Raw genomic sequence first — 15418 nt, forward strand, 5'->3', positions numbered from 1 at the left:
GTTCGTGGACGTAAAGCGCCAGCAGTCCACGAACAAGGCCCCGGAGGCCCGTCACCGCACCCACCACAAACCCAGCCCGCCGCAGGCGCAACGGCCAGACGCCCCGCGGCGCCGCAGACAGCCACGTACGCGGCGCCGCAAAGCACAACGGCGAGAAACCACCGCGGCGGGACAGCCAGGTACGTGGGCGGCGCCGCAAAGCGCAGCGGACGGGTCAGGAGTAAAAAAGTCGCTCCACGACGCTGCGGGCCCGGCGGGTGATGCGGCGGTAGTCGTCGATCATTTCGCCGCTGCGGCCGGAGGCCTCGGGGCCGCGGTTGTTTTCGGTGGGGCGGCGGCTGAGGCCGTCCTCGTAGCCGAGGTAGCGGCCGACGGCGGCCAGTTCCCGGCCGTCGACCGGGAACGTGTCGCCGGGGCGGCCGCGTACGAGCATCACCGCGTTGCGGACCCGGGCCGCCAGGACCCACGCCTCGTCCAGTATCTGGGCGTCCTCCGTGGCGATCAGCCCGGCCGCGTGGGCGGCGGACAGGGCCTCGCGGGTGCGGGTGGTGCGCAGGCCGGGGATCTCCCAGCCGTGCTGCATCTGGAGCAGCTGGACCGTCCACTCGACGTCGCTCAGGCCGCCGCGGCCCAGTTTGGCGTGGGTGGTCGGGTCCGCGCCGCGGGGCAGCCGTTCGGACTCCATGCGGGCCTTGAGCTTGCGGATCTCGCGCACCGCCTCGTCGCCCAGGCCCTCGGCCGGGTAGCGCAGCGGGTCGATCAGCTCGATGAAGCGCTGCCCGAGGTCGGGGTCGCCGGCGACCGGTTCGGCGCGCAGCAGGGCCTGTGCTTCCCAGACCAGCGACCAGCGCCGGTAGTAGGCCGCGTAGGAGGCGAGGGTGCGTACGAGGGGGCCGGTGCGGCCTTCCGGGCGGAGGTCGGCGTCGATGAGCAACGGCGGGTCGGAGGAGGGGAGTTGGAGCAGTCGGCGCATTTCGTTGGCGACCGCGTGGGCGGCCTTGGCGGCTTCCTGTTCGTCGGCTCCCTCGCGGGGTTCGTGGACGAAGAGGACGTCGGCGTCCGAGCCGTAGCTCAGCTCGTGGCCGCCGAAGCGGCCCATGCCGATCACCGCGAAGCGGGTGGGCAGGGTGTCGCCCCACTGCGCGCGGACCGCGGCGCGCAGCGCACCGGCGAGGGTGGCGGCGTTGAGGTCGGAGAGTGCGGAGCCGACCGCGTCGACGGAGTGGCCGTGATCGGTGTCGGCGGGGCTGAACTCCGTGCCGTACGCGCCGATCACGTCGGACGCGGCGGTGCGGAACATCTCCCGGCGGCGGACCCCGCGGGCCACCGCGACCGCCGCCTCCGCGCCGTCCGCGCGGCCGACCGCGGCCAGCACCTCCTGTTCCAGGGCGGCGCGGCTGCGGGGCTGGAGGCCGTCCGGGGCGCCGAGGAGGGCCACCGCCTCGGGGGCGCGGAGGAGCAGGTCGGGGGCGAGGCGGCCGGCCGAGAGCACCCGGGCGAGGTTCTCGGCGGCCGCGCCCTCGTCGCGCAGCAGCCGGAGGTACCAGGGGGTCTTGCCGAGTGCGTCGGAGACCTTGCGGAAGTTGAGCAGTCCGGCGTCCGGGTCGGCGGAGTCGGCGAACCAGGCGAGCAGTACCGGGAGGAGGGTCCGCTGGATGGCGGCCTTACGGGTCACGCCGGACGCCAGCGCCTCCAGGTGGCGCAGTGCGGCCACCGGGTCGGCGTAGCCGAGCGCTTCGAGGCGGTGACCGGCGGCCTTGGCCGACAGCCGGGCCTCGCCGGGTTCCAGATGGGCGACGGCGTCGAGCAGGGGGCGGTAGAAGAGCTTCTCGTGCAGTCGGCGCACCTCCCTGGCGTGCCAGCGCCACTCCCTGCGGAGGGTGTCGACGGGCTCGGTCCGCAGTCCCAACGACCGTGCCAGGCGGCGGAGTTCGGCCTCGTCCTCGGGCATCAGATGGGTGCGGCGGAGGCGGAACAGCTGGATGCGGTGTTCGAGGGTGCGCAGGAAGCGGTAGGCGGCGTCCAGGGCGGCGGCGTCCTGCCGTCCTACGTAGCCGCCGGCCGCGAGGGCGGCCAGGGCGTCCAGGGTGGTGGCGCTGCGCAGGGTGGCGTCGCTGCGGCCGTGCACCAACTGGAGGAGCTGGACGGCGAATTCGACGTCGCGCAGGCCGCCGGGGCCGAGTTTGAGTTCGCGTTCGATCTGCGCCGCGGGGATGTTCTCGACGACCCGGCGGCGCATCTGGCGGACGTCGGAGACGAAGTTGTCCCGTTCGGCCACCTCCCACACCATCGGGGCGAGCGCGTCGACGTACTCCTGGCCCAGGCCGAGGTCGCCGGCCATCGGGCGGGCCTTGAGCAGTGCCTGGAACTCCCAGGTCTTGGCCCAGCGCTGGTAGTAGGCGAGGTGGCTGCTGAGGGTGCGTACCAGGGGCCCGTTGCGGCCTTCGGGGCGCAGGTTGGCGTCGACCGGCCAGATCGTGCCCTCGACGGTGTTGTCCGAGCACAGTTGCATCATCCGGGCGGCGATCCGGGTCGCGGCCTGCAGTGCCTTGGCCTCGTCGACGCCGTCCTTGGCCTCGGCGACGAAGATGACGTCGACGTCGGAGACGTAGTTGAGCTCCCGGCCGCCGCATTTGCCCATGGCGATGACGGCCAGCCGGCAGACCGCGGCGTCGCCGGGGGCCTCTTCGTAGGAGATCTGCAGGGCGGCGCGGACGGTGGCGGTGGCCAGGTCGGCGAGTTCGGCCGCGGCCTCGGCGACGTCCGTCGTGCCGCACACGTCGCGGGCCGCGATGCCGAGGAGGGCCCGGCGGTAGGCGGCGCGCAGCGCGTCGGCGCGGGGCCGGCCGGCGCCCTGCTCGCCCCAGATGCCCTCGGCGAGCGCCTGCTCGAACTCGGGGGTGGTCGGGTGCAGGTCGGCCGACTCGTAGGTGACCAGCGACCGCCAGTCGCCGGGGTGGCGGGCGAGGTGGTCGGCGAGCGCCTCGGAGGCGCCCAGGACGCCGAGCAGCCGGTCGCGCAGGGGTTTCGCGGCGACGAGGGTGCTCAGCAGCGCCTGCTGCTCGTCCTCCGGCAGCGCCTCCACCAGCCGGACCAGACCCCGCAGGGCCAGGTCGGGGTCGGCGGTGCCGCCGAAGGCCTCCAGGAGGACCGAGTCGTCGCGGACGGCGGCGAGTCCGGGGGCGTCGAGCAGTTCCCCGGCCGCCGAGGGGTCGGTGAACCCGTGCCTCAGCAGCCGGCCGAACGTGCTGCTCCGCCGTCCCTGCGGAGCGGGTAGTGCCATGGTCCAGCCTCTCGGTGGCGCGGTGGCTCAGAGCACGGGCAGCATCTTGCGCAGCTCGAAGGCGGTGACCTCCGAGCGGTACTCCTCCCACTCCTGCTTCTTGTTGCGGAGGAAGAAGTCGAAGACGTGCTCGCCGAGGGTTTCGGCGACGAGTTCGCTGCGCTCCATGAGCTCGATGGCCTCGCCGAGGTTCTGCGGCAGCGGCTCGATGCCCATCGCCCGGCGCTCGGAGTCGGTCAGCGCCCAGACGTCGTCGTCGGCGCCGGCCGGCAGCTCGTAGCCCTCCTCGATGCCCTTGAGGCCGGCGGCGAGCAGGACGGCGTAGGTGAGGTAGGGGTTGGCGCCGGAGTCGATCGAGCGGACCTCGACCCGGGTGGAGCCCATCTTGCCGGGCTTGTACATCGGGACGCGGATCAGGGCGGAGCGGTTGTTGTGGCCCCAGCAGATGTACGAGGGGGCCTCGCCGCCGGCGCCGGCGGTGCGGTTGGTGCCGCCCCAGATGCGCTTGTAGGAGTTGACCCACTGGTTGGTGACGGCGGAGATCTCGCCGGCGTGCTTCAGCAGTCCGGCGATGAACGAGCGGCCCACCTTGGAGAGTTGGTACTCCGCGCCGGATTCGTGGAAGGCGTTGCGGTCGCCCTCGAAGAGGGAGAGGTGGGTGTGCATGCCGGAGCCGGGGTACTCGGAGAACGGCTTGGGCATGAACGTCGCCTGGACGCCCTGCTCCAGTGCGACCTGCTTCATGACCAGCCGGAAGGTCATGATGTTGTCGGCGGTGGAGAGCGCGTCGGCGTACCGGAGGTCGATCTCCTGCTGGCCGGGGGCGCCCTCGTGGTGGCTGAATTCCACCGAGATGCCCATCGACTCCAGCATGGTGATCGCCTGGCGGCGGAAGTCCATGCCGACGTTCTGCGGGGTGTGGTCGAAGTAGCCGGAGGAGTCGCCGGGGATCGGCCGGGAGCCGTCCACGGGCTTGTCCTTGAGCAGGAAGAACTCGATCTCGGGGTGGGTGTAGAAGGTGAAGCCGAGGTCGGAGGTCTTCGCCAGGATCCGCTTGAGGACGTACCGGGGGTCGGCGTAGGAGGGTGAGCCGTCCGGCATCAGGATGTCGCAGAACATCCGGGCGGTGCCGGGGGCCTCGGCGCGCCAGGGCAGGATCTGGAAGGTGCCGGGGTCGGGCTTGGCGATCATGTCGGATTCGTACACCCGGGCGAACCCTTCGATGGCCGACCCGTCGAAACCGATGCCCTCGTCGAAGGCCTGCTCCAGCTCGGCGGGCGCGACGGCCACCGACTTCAGGAAGCCGAGCACATCGGTGAACCACAGCCGGACGAAGCGGATGTCGCGCTCTTCCAGCGTCCGGAGCACAAACTCCTGCTGCTTGTCCATGGGTCACCAATCCTTGCAGGTCAATCGGCCTGTCCACGTACGTCGAACGACGCGCGTGGCAACCAGTATCACGTGAGGGGGTTACCGTCACATTACGCACCCTTGGCCTGAACCAGAACCGTTGACCCGTAACCCCCGCTCCGCTTCCTTCCCGCATCCTTTCCCGCAGCGAGCAAGCTCAGCGCGGCCGGCGGCGGCAATCGGGTCGCTTGGCCCACTCTTGAAGCGGCCCTGAGGGGCCGTTGACCAGCTGTTGAGCGGGGCGTTCCGTGCCGGTCGCCGACGGTTGCCGGGTCGTGACCGGGCGGGGACGGCGGGTGCCTACGGGGCTACCCGAGCGGGGCGGTGTCCCGGCCGGTGCCGGTGAGGTCCAGGACGGCGTGGACCACGGATTCCGGGACGTCGGCCATCACCAGGTGGCCCGCGGGCGCGGCGAGGGCGAACCGCCCGCCGAGCTCCGCGGCCAGTGCCCGCTGCCGCTCCAGCCAGCGCAGCCGGCCGGCGGTCTCGCTGCCGTCGTAGGCCGCCAGGACCGTCACCGGGACGGGTGGCATCGGGCGGTCCCGGCGCAGCGCGGCGAGTTCGGCGGCCTGGTAGGGGTAGGTGGCGTTCTCCAGGACGCAGGCCCGGGCGACCCGGCTGGTGCGGTAGCCGGCCCGCTCCCAGGGGTGCGGCGGATGGCTGCCGACCGTCGAGGCGCGGCCCACCAGGCGGCGGGCGGCCGGGCCCAGGGCGCGCGGCAGACCGGCCGCGGAGAGCACCCCGGCCACCCCGCCGGCCCAGGCCGTCCGCACCGCCCGCGGCAGGAGGGGCCGCGGGTCCTCCTCGATGCTGCCGTCGACGAGGACGACCCCGGCGCAGCGGTCCGGGTGGAGCCGGGCGAACGCCTCGGCGTGGAACCCGGCGAGGGAGTGGCCGACGACGGTGGCCGGGCCGCGGTGGCCGAGCGCGTCGAGGAGCCGGGCGATCCGGTCCGCCTCGGCGGCCAGGGTGGGCGGCGCGGGCGCCCGGGCGCTGAGTCCGAGGCCGGGGCGGTCGAAGCGGACGACGGTGCGGTGCGGGGCGAGCAGCGCGGCGACCGCGTCCCAGTCGAACCACGCCATGCCGAGGCCGCCGCTGAGCACGCAGAGCGGCCCTGAGCCCTCCGTGACGACGTGCAGCGGCACCCCGTCGACGCGCACGAACCGGCCGGGGGTGGGAAGGCGGTGGCTGCTCATCGGTGGGGGATCTCCTGTACCGGTCACGGACATCCGGGTGCTCGGGCGGACCCGGCCGGCCGTACGGGGGTTCCCGGCCGCGCCGGAGGTGCCCGGGGCCCGCCGGTGGGGCGGGAAGGCCAAGGATAGGCGGGCGACGCCCCGTTCGGCGGCGCTCCGGTGGAGGGTCATACCCCTCGGGGGTAGGGTGCGAACCGGCGGCCCCCTCCGGTGTCCGCCGTCCTCGTCGGGAGGTCCGCGATGCGTGCACAGGGCACGGCCGCCGCCGCGTGGTGCGGCCGGCTGCCGCGGTGCACGAGGACGGTACGCGCGGGTCTGCTGCCCGGCCGGTGGCCGATATCTGCGCCGCCGCGCCCCATATTCCCCGCCCCCTCGTCGGTGCCGCGCGCCCAGTAGCGCGCCCCGCCGCCGACGTCCCCGGGAGTCCGCGGCGGAAACCCGTCAGCCGACCCGCAGCCGACCCTGCTCACACCGACACCGTTTCGAGGTGCTCTCTTCCATGCGCGATTCGCAGCGCCCTGCCCTGCACGACGACCCGTCCGGTGACCCGTCGCCACGCCCGCCGGAAGGCCCGTCGGACGTACGGCCGGAAGGCCGGTCCGATGCGCCGGGTGACGCTCGGCCCGCCGGCCCGCGGACGCCCTCGCGGCGCGCCCTGCTCGGTGCGGGGGCCGCGGTCGCCGGCAGCGGGCTGCTGGCCGCCTGCGGCACGCCGGACACCGGCTCCGGCCCGGACGTCAAGGCCGGTCTGTACGGCGCCCACCCCTCCCGCCGCCCGCACGCGTCCCCCAGCGCGCACGGCTCCCCCGGCCTGCACGGCCCGGCCGGCGGTCCGGCACCGCACACCCACAAGGACCATGACGCGCACGGCTCCCACGGCACGCACGGCTCCCACGAATCCCATGGGGCGCACGGCTCCCACGGCGGTGGTTCCGGCGGGAGGCCCCCGCGGGGCTATGTCGACCCGGACGGCCCCGAGGTGGCCGAGTGCGAGCGCGAGCGCGGCACGGGACCCGTCCGGCACTTCACCCTGACCGCCGCCGCGACCCGGATCGAACTGGGCGGCGGCCGGACCGTCAGGACCTGGGCGTACGGCGACGAACTGCCGGGCAAGGAGATCCGGGTCACCGCGGGCGAGCGGATCGCGCTGACCCTGCACAACCACCTGCCGCAGTCCACCACCGTCCACTGGCACGGGCTGCACGTGCGCAACGACATGGACGGCGTCCCCGACCTCACCCAGCGGGCCATCCGGCCCGGCGGCTCCTACGACTACCGCGTCATGGTCACCGAGCCCGGTACGCACTGGCTGCATCCGCACGTCGGCGTGCAGTTGGACCGCGGGCTGTACGCGCCGGTGATCGTCGAGGACCCCCGGGAGCCGCTCTCGTACGACCGGGAGTGGGTCGTCCTGATCGACGACTGGATCGACGGGATCGACGGCCGCACCCCGGACGCCGTCCTGGCCGGATTCCTCAAGCGCGCGGGCCGGCACGGCGGGGGCATGGGCCACATGGGCGGTATGGGCATGGACATGGGGGACGACGGGAAGGGCGGCGGCGGGACCGCCACCCGGCACGGGCACGATGGGCACGGGCACGGCAAGGGCGACCACGGGCACGAGCACGGCCACCGGCGTGGGCACGAGCACGGCTCGGCGCGGCGGCTGTTCGGCGGGCACCGGCGGCTCTGGGGCGACCCGGGCTCGGTGGACCACCCGCTCCACCTCATCAACGGCCGTACCGCCCGGCACCCGCACACCTACCGCGCCCGGCCCGGCGACCGGATCCGCATCCGGTTCATCAACGCGGGCGGGGACACGTCCTACCGGGTCGCGCTCGGCGGCCACCGGATGACCGTGACCCACACCGACGGCTACCCCGTACGGCACGCCACGACGGACGCGCTGCTGCTCGGTGTGGGCGAGCGCTACGACGTCCTGGTCACCGCCGAGGACGGCGTCTTCCCGCTGACCGCGCTCGCCGAGGGCAAGCGGAACCGTTCCGCGCTGGCCGTGCTGCGGACCGCGCGCGGCGCCGCGCCCGGCCCGTCCGACCGGCCCGCGGAGCTGCGCGGCAGGCTGATGACCGCGGACCGCCTCAAGGCGGCCGCCTCCGCACGGCTCTCGTCGCGCCGCCCCGACCGCGTCATCGACATGACCCTCACCGGCAACATGGCCCGCTACAACTGGGCGATCAACGGCCGGCCGTACTCCCCGTACCAGCGCTACCCCGTGCGGTCCGGTGAGCGGGTGCGGATCGTCTTCCGCAACCACACCCGGATGTGGCATCCGATGCATCTGCACGGGCACCACTTCACGCTGCCGCACGGCGGGCCCCGGAAGGACACCACGATCATGCTGCCGGGGCGGCGGCTGGCGGTCGATTTCGACGCCGACAATCCGGGGCTGTGGATGGTCCACTGCCACAACATCTACCACTCGGAGTCGGGGATGATGACGATCCTGGGCTACCGCTCGTAGCGGCCGGACGGCCGGCCGGCGCCCTCCCCCGGACGCCGGCCAGGGCCCGCCCTTCCGCCTCTCCCCCACATTGCGTCAGAAAGACGATTACACTGGCGGGGTGCCTCAACTCCGCCTCGCCCTCAATCAGATCGATTCCTGCGTCGGGGACCTCGCGCAGAACGCCGAGACGATCGTGCGCTGGACCCGGCACTCCGCCGACCAGGGCGCCCATCTCGTCGCGTTCCCCGAGATGGCGCTCACCGGCTATCCCGTCGAGGACCTCGCGCTGCGCCCGTCGTTCGTCGAGGCGAGCCGGGCCGCGCTGCGGGCGCTGGCCGGCCGGCTGGCCGACGAGGGCCTGGGCGAACTCCCCGTCGTCGTCGGCTATCTCGACCGCTGCGAGCAGGACCGGCCGCGCTACGGACGCCCGGCCGGCGCCCCGCAGAACGCCGCCGCGGTACTGCACCGGGGCGGCATCGCGCTCTCCTTCGCCAAGCACCACCTGCCCAACTACGGCGTCTTCGACGAGTTCCGCTACTTCGTGCCCGGCGACACGCTGCCCGTCGTCCGGCTGCACGGCATCGACATCGCGCTGGCCATCTGCGAGGACCTGTGGCAGGACGGCGGCCGGGTGCCGGCGACCCGCAGTGCGGGGGCCGGGCTGCTGCTGTCCATCAACGCCTCCCCGTACGAGCGGGACAAGGACGACACCCGGCTGGAGCTGGTCGGCAAGCGGGCGCAGGAGGCCGGCTGCGCCACGGCCTACCTCGCCATGATCGGCGCCCAGGACGAGCTGGTCTTCGACGGCGACTCGATCGTGGTGGACAAGGACGGCGGGGTGATCGCGCGGGCGCCGCAGTTCGCGGAGGGCTGTGTGCTGGTCGACCTGGACCTGCCCGCGGCGGCGCCGGAGCCGCCGGCCGGTGTGCTGGACGACGGACTGCGCGTGGACCACCTCGTGCTCTCCGCCGACCCGCTGCCGGCGTACCCGCCGCAGAGCCCCGGCGGGGAGGCCGAACGCCTCGTCGACCTGGAGGAGATCTACACCGCGCTGGTCGTCGGCCTGCGCGCGTACGTGGCCAAGAACGGCTTCTCCAGCGTCGTGGTCGGTCTCTCCGGGGGCATCGACTCGGCCCTCGTCGCCACGATCGCCTGTGACGCGCTGGGCGCCGCGCAGGTGCACGCGGTGGCGATGCCGTCGCGCTACTCCTCCGAGCACTCGCTCAGCGACGCGGCCGAACTCGCCCGCCGGACCGGCCTGGCGTTCCGTACGGTCCCGATCGGGCCGATGTTCGACGCCTACATGGACTCGCTCTCCCTGACCGGTCTCGCGGAGGAGAACCTCCAGTCCCGGCTGCGCGGCACGACCCTGATGGGGATCTCCAACCAGGAGGGCCACCTGGTCCTCGCCCCCGGCAACAAGTCCGAGCTGGCCTGCGGCTATTCGACGCTCTACGGGGACTCGGTGGGCGGCTACGGCCCCATCAAGGACGTCTACAAATCCGTGGTCTACGAGCTGGCCCGGTGGCGCAACCAGGCCGCCGCGGACCGTGGCCGGACCCCGCCGATCCCGGAGCACACCCTCACCAAGCCGCCGAGCGCGGAGCTCCGCCCCGGCCAGGTCGACACCGACTCGCTGCCCGACTACGGCGTGCTGGACGGGATCCTGGAGCTCTACGTCGACCGGGACCGCGGCCACGCCGACATCGTCGCCCAGGGCTATGACGCCGCGCTGGTCACCCGGGTCCTGCGGATGGTCGACCACGCCGAGTACAAGCGCCGGCAGTACCCGCCGGGCCCCAAGATCTCCGCGAAGGGCTTCGGCAAGGACCGCCGGCTGCCGATCACCAACCACTGGCGCGAGGGCCGCTGAGGGCCCTGGGGGCGCTTCGCCCGGGGGCGCCTCCCCCGGGGTGGCCGGCCGGTCGCGGGGCGCCGGCCGGTTACGACCCGCCGCCGGTCCGGGCGCCCGCCTCGGCCGGGGCCGGGGCGTCGTCGCTGCGGGCCACGATGCGTGAGGGGTCGTGCGGCGCCCGGTCCAGCAGGCCGGCGGTCACCGCGACGGCCAGGCCGAGGGCGGCCAGCACGGCGCCGACCAGGGCCGGGGAGGTCCAGCCCCAGCCGGCCGAGAGGGCCAGCCCGCCGGCCCAGGCGCCGCCCGCGTTGGCGAGGTTGAAGGCGGACTGGTTGGAGGCGGCGGCCAGGGTGGGGGCCTGGTGGGCCTTGTTCATGACCAGCATCTGCAGGGGCGTGGTGGTCAGGAAGCCGATCGCGCCGACGAGGACGACGGTGACCATGGCGGCCCACGCCACCGGGGCGGCGAGGTGCAGGGCCGCCAGGACCAGGGCCAGCCCCGCGAGGGAGCCGTAGAGGGTGGGGCGCAGTGCGCGGTCGGTGAGCGGGCCGGCGGCGAGCGCACCGAGGGTCATGCCGATGCCGAAGAGGGCGAGCACGAGCGGGACCGAGCTCTCGGCGAGGCCGGTGACCCGGGTCAGCATCGACGCCAGGTAGCTGTAGACGGCGAAGATGCCGGCGAAGCCGAAGACCGTGGTCAGCAGGCCGAGGAGCACCTGGCGGTTGCCGAGCGCGCGCAGTTCGCGGGCCAGGCCGGTGCGTTCCTCGGCGGGCAGCGGCGGGATCAGGCGGGCCAGCGAGGCCATGGCGATCAGTCCGATGGCGGCCACGATCAGGAAGGTGGCGCGCCAGCCGAGCCGCTGGCCGAGGAGGGTGGCGGCGGGCACGCCGACGATGTTGGCGATGGTCAGGCCGAGGAACATGGTGGCGACCGCGCGGGCCTGGCGGCCTTCGCGGACCAGCCGGGCGGCGACCACCGCGCCGACGCCGAAGAAGGCGCCGTGCGGGAGGCCGGCCAGCAGCCGGCCGGCGATCAAGAGCCCGAAGTTCGGGGCCAGGGCGGAGGCCAGATTGCCGACCGTGAAGACCGCCATGAGCAGGACGAGCATCCGCTTGCGGGGGATGCGGGACCCGAGGGCGGTCAGCAGCGGGGCGCCGATGACGACGCCGAGGGCGTAGGCGGAGACGAGGTAGCCGGCGGTGGGCACCGAGGTGCCCAGGTCGTCCGCGACATCGGGCAGCAGGCCCATCATCACGAATTCCGTGGTGCCGATACCGAAGGCCGAGATCGCGAGTGCGAGCAGAGCCAAGGGCATGGAAGACCTTTCGGGGACGTGTTCCGTACGTGCGGGCAGAGACGTGGCCGTGCGTCCTGCCGGTCGGGCAGGACGCACGGGACTCCCACGGTCTCTTAAGTTCTCTTACGGAACAAAGTCTCCCAGGCGCAGTATTCCAGCGGGGGAACGGGACGTTACGGGGCCGCGTCCGCCCGTCACACCTTGACCGAGGCGGCGACCGGAAGGTGGTCACTGCCGGTCGAGGGCATCACCCACGCCTTGACCGGGTCCATGCCCTTCATCATGATCTGGTCGATCCGGGCCATCGGGAAGCCAGCCGGCCAGCTGAAGCCGAAGCCGTCACCGGCGGCGCCCTGGGCGGAGCGCATCTGCGAGGTGACCGGGGCCAGCGAGCGGTCGTTCATGGTGCCGTTGAGGTCGCCGAGCAGCATGACCTTCTTGACCGGGTCGGCGGCGATCGCCTCGCCCAGCGCCTCGGCGCTGCCGTCGCGCTGGTTGGCGGTGAAGCCGGCCTCGACCTTGACCCGGACCGACGGCAGGTGGGCCACGTAGACGCCGAACTGCTGGCCGTCGGTGGCGGTGACGGTGGCGCGCAGCGCGCGGGTCCAGCCCATCTTGATGTCCACCGGCCGGGTGTCGCTCAGCGGCAGCTTGCTCCACAGGCCGACCGTGCCCTGCACGGTGTGGTACGGGTACGCCTGCGCCAGGCCCTTGCGGTACGTGGGCAGGGCGTCGCCGGTCAGCTCCTCCAGGGCGACGACATCCGCGCCGGAGTGCACGATGTCCCGCGCGGTGGCCGCCGGGTCGGGGTTGTCGGCGTTGACGTTGTGGGTGACGACGGTGACGTTGCCGCCGGTGCCGGCCTTGTCCGTGAGCTGCCCGGCGAACAGGTTGCCCCAGACGAAGACCGGCAGGACCAGCGCGATCAGGGCGGTCGCGGAGCGGCGCAGGACCGCGGCGAGCAGCAGCAGCGGGATGCCCAGGCCGAGCCACGGCAGGAAGGTCTCCAGCAGGCTGCCCAGGTTCCCGATGTCGTTGGGGACCCGGGCGTGCAGGATCATCAGCAGCCCGAGCACCACCGCCAGCACCGCCAGCACGATGCCGCGCCGCCACATCCCGTCGGGACGCCACCAGTTCCGCAGGCGTCCGGCCCGGGAACCGGCCCCTTCGAGCCCCCGCCCCTGCTCCGGCTCCGTCATGTATGCCTGCGCCATTCCGCCGTCCTCACTGCCTTGCTCCGATGCTGTCACCCGTGATCACCGACCCTAGGTGATGGCCGTAATGCGGTTTCTTAGATTCGCGCCGGGCCGTGCCGCGCGCTCTTCGGAGGGGAGGACGGCGGGGTTGCCGGGTGGGGTTCCGGTCACGGGGTCCGTGACAACGGCTGTGACAGAACGGGCACGGTCCGGTCATATGGCGCGGTGCGCGGGCCCGGGCGGGCCGGCGGGCGCGCAGCCCGCCGCGGCCCGGGGGCGGGGCCGTACGCCGTCGAGGACCGTGTCGACGATGTCCTCGGCCAGCCCCTCGGGGAGGTCCTTCCCCCTGTGGAGGAAGGCCCGGGCCAGTATCGGGCCGACGAAGAGGTCGGCGAGGGTGTCGACGGGGCGGTCGGTGCGGATCTCGCCGTTGGCCATCCCCCGGCGGAGGACGGCGAGCAGCGCCTCGTTGCGGGCCCGGACGACCGAGCGGTGGTACTCCTCCCACAGCTCCGGGTGCGCCTGGACGTGGCTGACGACGGTACGCAGCAGCGCGGAGTCCCGTTTGGCCAGGCCGCGGCGGCGGAGGAATTCCAGCAGGGACACCAGGTCGTCGCGGACCGAGTCGCCGTCCAGCGGCGGGAGCGGGGCGTCCAGGGACCGCATGACGTCCAGCATCAGGGCGTCCTTGCCGGACCAGCGGCGGTAGACCGTGGCCTTGCCGACGCCGGCCTCGCGGGCGATCCCTTCCATGGACAGCTCGCCCATGGACGCCCCGTTCTCGATCAGGCGGAGCACCGCCTCGATGATCGCGGAGTCGGCCGCGGCGCTGCGCGGCCGGCCGCGGCGCTCCGGTGCCGCCGGGTCCGGCCCCGCCCCGGCCACCGCCGCCCCGGGGTCCCGTGCCGCCCGGCTCATCGCGCTGCGCCCGCCGTCCGTTCGCCCTGCGGCTCCGCGGACTGCGGCGCCGGTCCCTTCTTGCCCGGCAGGAAGGCCAGCACGACCAGGGCGCCGACGGCCGAGACGGTGGCCGAACCGAGGGCGGTGACGTGCATGGCGTGGACGAAGGCGTCGTTCGCGGCGATGACCAGCGGCCGGCCCGGAGCGCCCATCCGGTCCGCGAGGCCGAGGGTGGCCTCGATCGACTCCCCGGCCGCGTGCCGGGCGCCGGCCGGCAGTCCGGGCACCGCGTCGAGGACGCCCTGGATGCGGTCCCGGTAGCTCGTGGACAGCAGCGAGCCCAGGACGGCGACGCCGAGGGTGCCGCCGACCTGCCGGAAGACGTTGTTGAGCGCCGAGCCGGAACCGGCCTTCTCGCGGGGCAGCGACTGCATGATCGAGACGGTGACCGGCGGCATGATGTGCGCCATGCCGGCGCCCTGCAGGAAGAACAGCGCCTCCATGACCCATATCGGGGTGTGGGTGTCCAGCAGCAGCAGGCCCAGCATGGTGTCGGCCACCACGAACATGCTGAAGGTGCACACCGCGCGGGCGCCGTAGCGGTCCACGGCCAGCCGGGCCCGCGGCGCGAAGATCATCTGGGCGGCGGCCAGCGGCAGGAGCAGCAGGCCGGCCTGGAGCGGGGTGTAGCCGCGCACGCTCTGCACGTAGAAGACGATGAAGAACGTGACGCCCATCAGGGAGAAGAAGACCAGGGCGATGGCGGCGATCGCGGCGGAGAACGCGGGCTTGCGGAAATAGTTGACGTCGATCGACGGGTGGTCGCTGCGCTTCTGGTGCACGACGAACCCGGCGAGCACCACCAGGCCGGCCACGACCGTGCCGATCACCTGCGGTTCGGTGAAGTCGGCGAGCTGGCCGCCCTTGATGATCCCGTAGACCAGCAGGACCAGTCCGACGACGGAGAGCAGCACACCGACCGGGTCCAGCCGGCCGGGGCTGGGGTCCCTGGAGTCGGGCACCAGGATCAGCATGGCGGTCAGCGCGATCAGCACGATGGGCACGTTGACCAGGAACACCGAGCCCCACCAGAACTGGTTCAGCAGCAAACCGCCGGCGATCGGGCCGATCGCGATGGCCAGGCCCACCCCACCGGCCCAGATGCCGATCGCCTTGGGCTGCTCGTCGCGCTCGAAGACGTTCATCAGGACGGCGAGGGTGGCCGGCATGACGAAGGCGCCGCCCAGGCCCATGAGGGCGCGGAAGGCGATCAGCTGGGTCGGCGAGCCGGCGAACGCGGCGAGCACCGAGCCGGTGCCGAACACCGCCAGACCGAAGAGCAGCGTCTTCTTGCGGCCGAGCCGGTCGCCGAGCAGGCCGGCGGTGAACAGGAGCCCGGCGAAGACCAGCGTGTAGGCGTTGATCGCCCATTCCAGTTCGCTCTGGGTGGCGCCGAGGCCGTGCGGGGCCGGCGTGGCGATCGTCTTCATGGCGACGTTGAGGATGGAGTTGTCCAGCACCACGATCAGCAGGCTGAGCATGAGGGCGGACAGGATCGCCCAGCGGCGCCGGTGCACCCGGTCGGGGACCTGCCGGGCGGGCGGACCGCCCGGTGCGGTCGGCGGGGTGGATGAGGTGGCCATGCCGACACCCTAGCTTTTCGATACGGTTCCGTTCCGTATTGATAAGGAAACAGTGAGAGGGAAACAGCGACTCCGCGGCCGATTCCCCGCGGGGCGGCCGTACGTACCACTCTCCCGCGGTTGCGGCGTTCCGGCTCCCGCTGCGCCCTCCCTTTTCCTTTGCCGCGCGCTCGT

The 15418-nt window shown here is 73.2% G+C and carries 9 protein-coding genes; 2 read left to right on the forward strand and 7 right to left on the reverse strand.

The window, feature by feature from the left end; genetic code table 11:
* Positions 1–214: 214 nt before the first annotated feature.
* The 3 genes from ACZ7MX_RS20295 to ACZ7MX_RS20305 form a co-directional block, all read right to left on the reverse strand.
* A complete protein-coding gene (locus ACZ7MX_RS20295) occupies positions 215–3283 on the reverse strand; it encodes a bifunctional [glutamine synthetase] adenylyltransferase/[glutamine synthetase]-adenylyl-L-tyrosine phosphorylase (RefSeq protein ID WP_472133998.1) in 3069 nt (1022 codons plus the stop codon).
* A gap of 27 nt (positions 3284–3310) precedes the next feature.
* On the reverse strand, positions 3311–4672 hold the full coding sequence (gene glnA, locus ACZ7MX_RS20300; protein ID WP_360951714.1) for a type I glutamate--ammonia ligase: 1362 nt from the start codon (positions 4670–4672) through the stop codon (positions 3311–3313).
* A 329-nt stretch (positions 4673–5001) separates the two neighbouring features.
* Positions 5002–5889 (reverse strand): alpha/beta fold hydrolase, encoded by an 888-nt coding sequence (locus ACZ7MX_RS20305; protein WP_472134000.1) that lies wholly within the window; start codon positions 5887–5889, stop codon positions 5002–5004.
* A 499-nt stretch (positions 5890–6388) separates the two neighbouring features.
* On the opposite strand from ACZ7MX_RS20305, the gene ACZ7MX_RS20310 reads away from it, so the two are divergent.
* Together ACZ7MX_RS20310 and ACZ7MX_RS20315 are read left to right on the forward strand one after the other, a co-directional pair.
* On the forward strand, positions 6389–8371 hold the full coding sequence (locus ACZ7MX_RS20310; protein ID WP_472134002.1) for a multicopper oxidase domain-containing protein: 1983 nt from the start codon (positions 6389–6391) through the stop codon (positions 8369–8371).
* Positions 8372–8471: 100 nt separating this feature from the next.
* Complete coding sequence (locus ACZ7MX_RS20315) at positions 8472–10226, forward strand: NAD+ synthase (RefSeq protein ID WP_472134004.1); 1755 nt, start codon at positions 8472–8474, stop codon at positions 10224–10226.
* 70 nt (positions 10227–10296) lie between these two features.
* Here ACZ7MX_RS20315 and ACZ7MX_RS20320 read toward each other — a convergent pair whose 3' ends face one another.
* From ACZ7MX_RS20320 to ACZ7MX_RS20335, 4 genes are all read right to left on the reverse strand, one after another.
* Complete coding sequence (locus ACZ7MX_RS20320; RefSeq protein WP_472134006.1) at positions 10297–11523, reverse strand: MFS transporter; 1227 nt, start codon at positions 11521–11523, stop codon at positions 10297–10299.
* Between the two features lie 176 nt (positions 11524–11699).
* Positions 11700–12704 carry an endonuclease/exonuclease/phosphatase family protein gene (locus ACZ7MX_RS20325; RefSeq protein ID WP_472134530.1) on the reverse strand — a complete coding sequence of 335 codons (1005 nt, stop codon included), beginning with the start codon at positions 12702–12704 and terminating at the stop codon, positions 11700–11702.
* Between the two features lie 210 nt (positions 12705–12914).
* Complete coding sequence (locus ACZ7MX_RS20330) at positions 12915–13619, reverse strand: TetR/AcrR family transcriptional regulator (protein WP_472134008.1); 705 nt, start codon at positions 13617–13619, stop codon at positions 12915–12917.
* Positions 13616–15244 carry an MFS transporter gene (locus ACZ7MX_RS20335; protein WP_472134010.1) on the reverse strand — a complete coding sequence of 543 codons (1629 nt, stop codon included), beginning with the start codon at positions 15242–15244 and terminating at the stop codon, positions 13616–13618. The genes ACZ7MX_RS20330 and ACZ7MX_RS20335 overlap by 4 nt, the downstream gene beginning before the upstream one ends.
* Positions 15245–15418: the final 174 nt, after the last annotated feature.

The sequence above is a fragment of the Streptomyces sp. NPDC107765 genome (assembly GCF_055657085.1).

Bases quoted from the DNA above. Each gene is read 5' to 3' on its own strand.
- ACZ7MX_RS20295 (WP_472133998.1), bottom strand. From the start codon at position 3,283: ATGGCACTACCCGCTCCGCAGGGACGGCGGAGCAGCACGTTCGGCCGG.
- glnA (WP_360951714.1), bottom strand. From the start codon at position 4,672: ATGGACAAGCAGCAGGAGTTTGTGCTCCGGACGCTGGAAGAGCGCGAC.
- ACZ7MX_RS20305 (WP_472134000.1), bottom strand. From the start codon at position 5,889: ATGAGCAGCCACCGCCTTCCCACCCCCGGCCGGTTCGTGCGCGTCGAC.
- ACZ7MX_RS20310 (WP_472134002.1), top strand. From the start codon at position 6,389: ATGCGCGATTCGCAGCGCCCTGCCCTGCACGACGACCCGTCCGGTGAC.
- ACZ7MX_RS20320 (WP_472134006.1), bottom strand. From the start codon at position 11,523: ATGCCCTTGGCTCTGCTCGCACTCGCGATCTCGGCCTTCGGTATCGGC.
- ACZ7MX_RS20325 (WP_472134530.1), bottom strand. From the start codon at position 12,704: ATGACGGAGCCGGAGCAGGGGCGGGGGCTCGAAGGGGCCGGTTCCCGG.
- ACZ7MX_RS20330 (WP_472134008.1), bottom strand. From the start codon at position 13,619: ATGAGCCGGGCGGCACGGGACCCCGGGGCGGCGGTGGCCGGGGCGGGG.
- ACZ7MX_RS20335 (WP_472134010.1), bottom strand. From the start codon at position 15,244: ATGGCCACCTCATCCACCCCGCCGACCGCACCGGGCGGTCCGCCCGCC.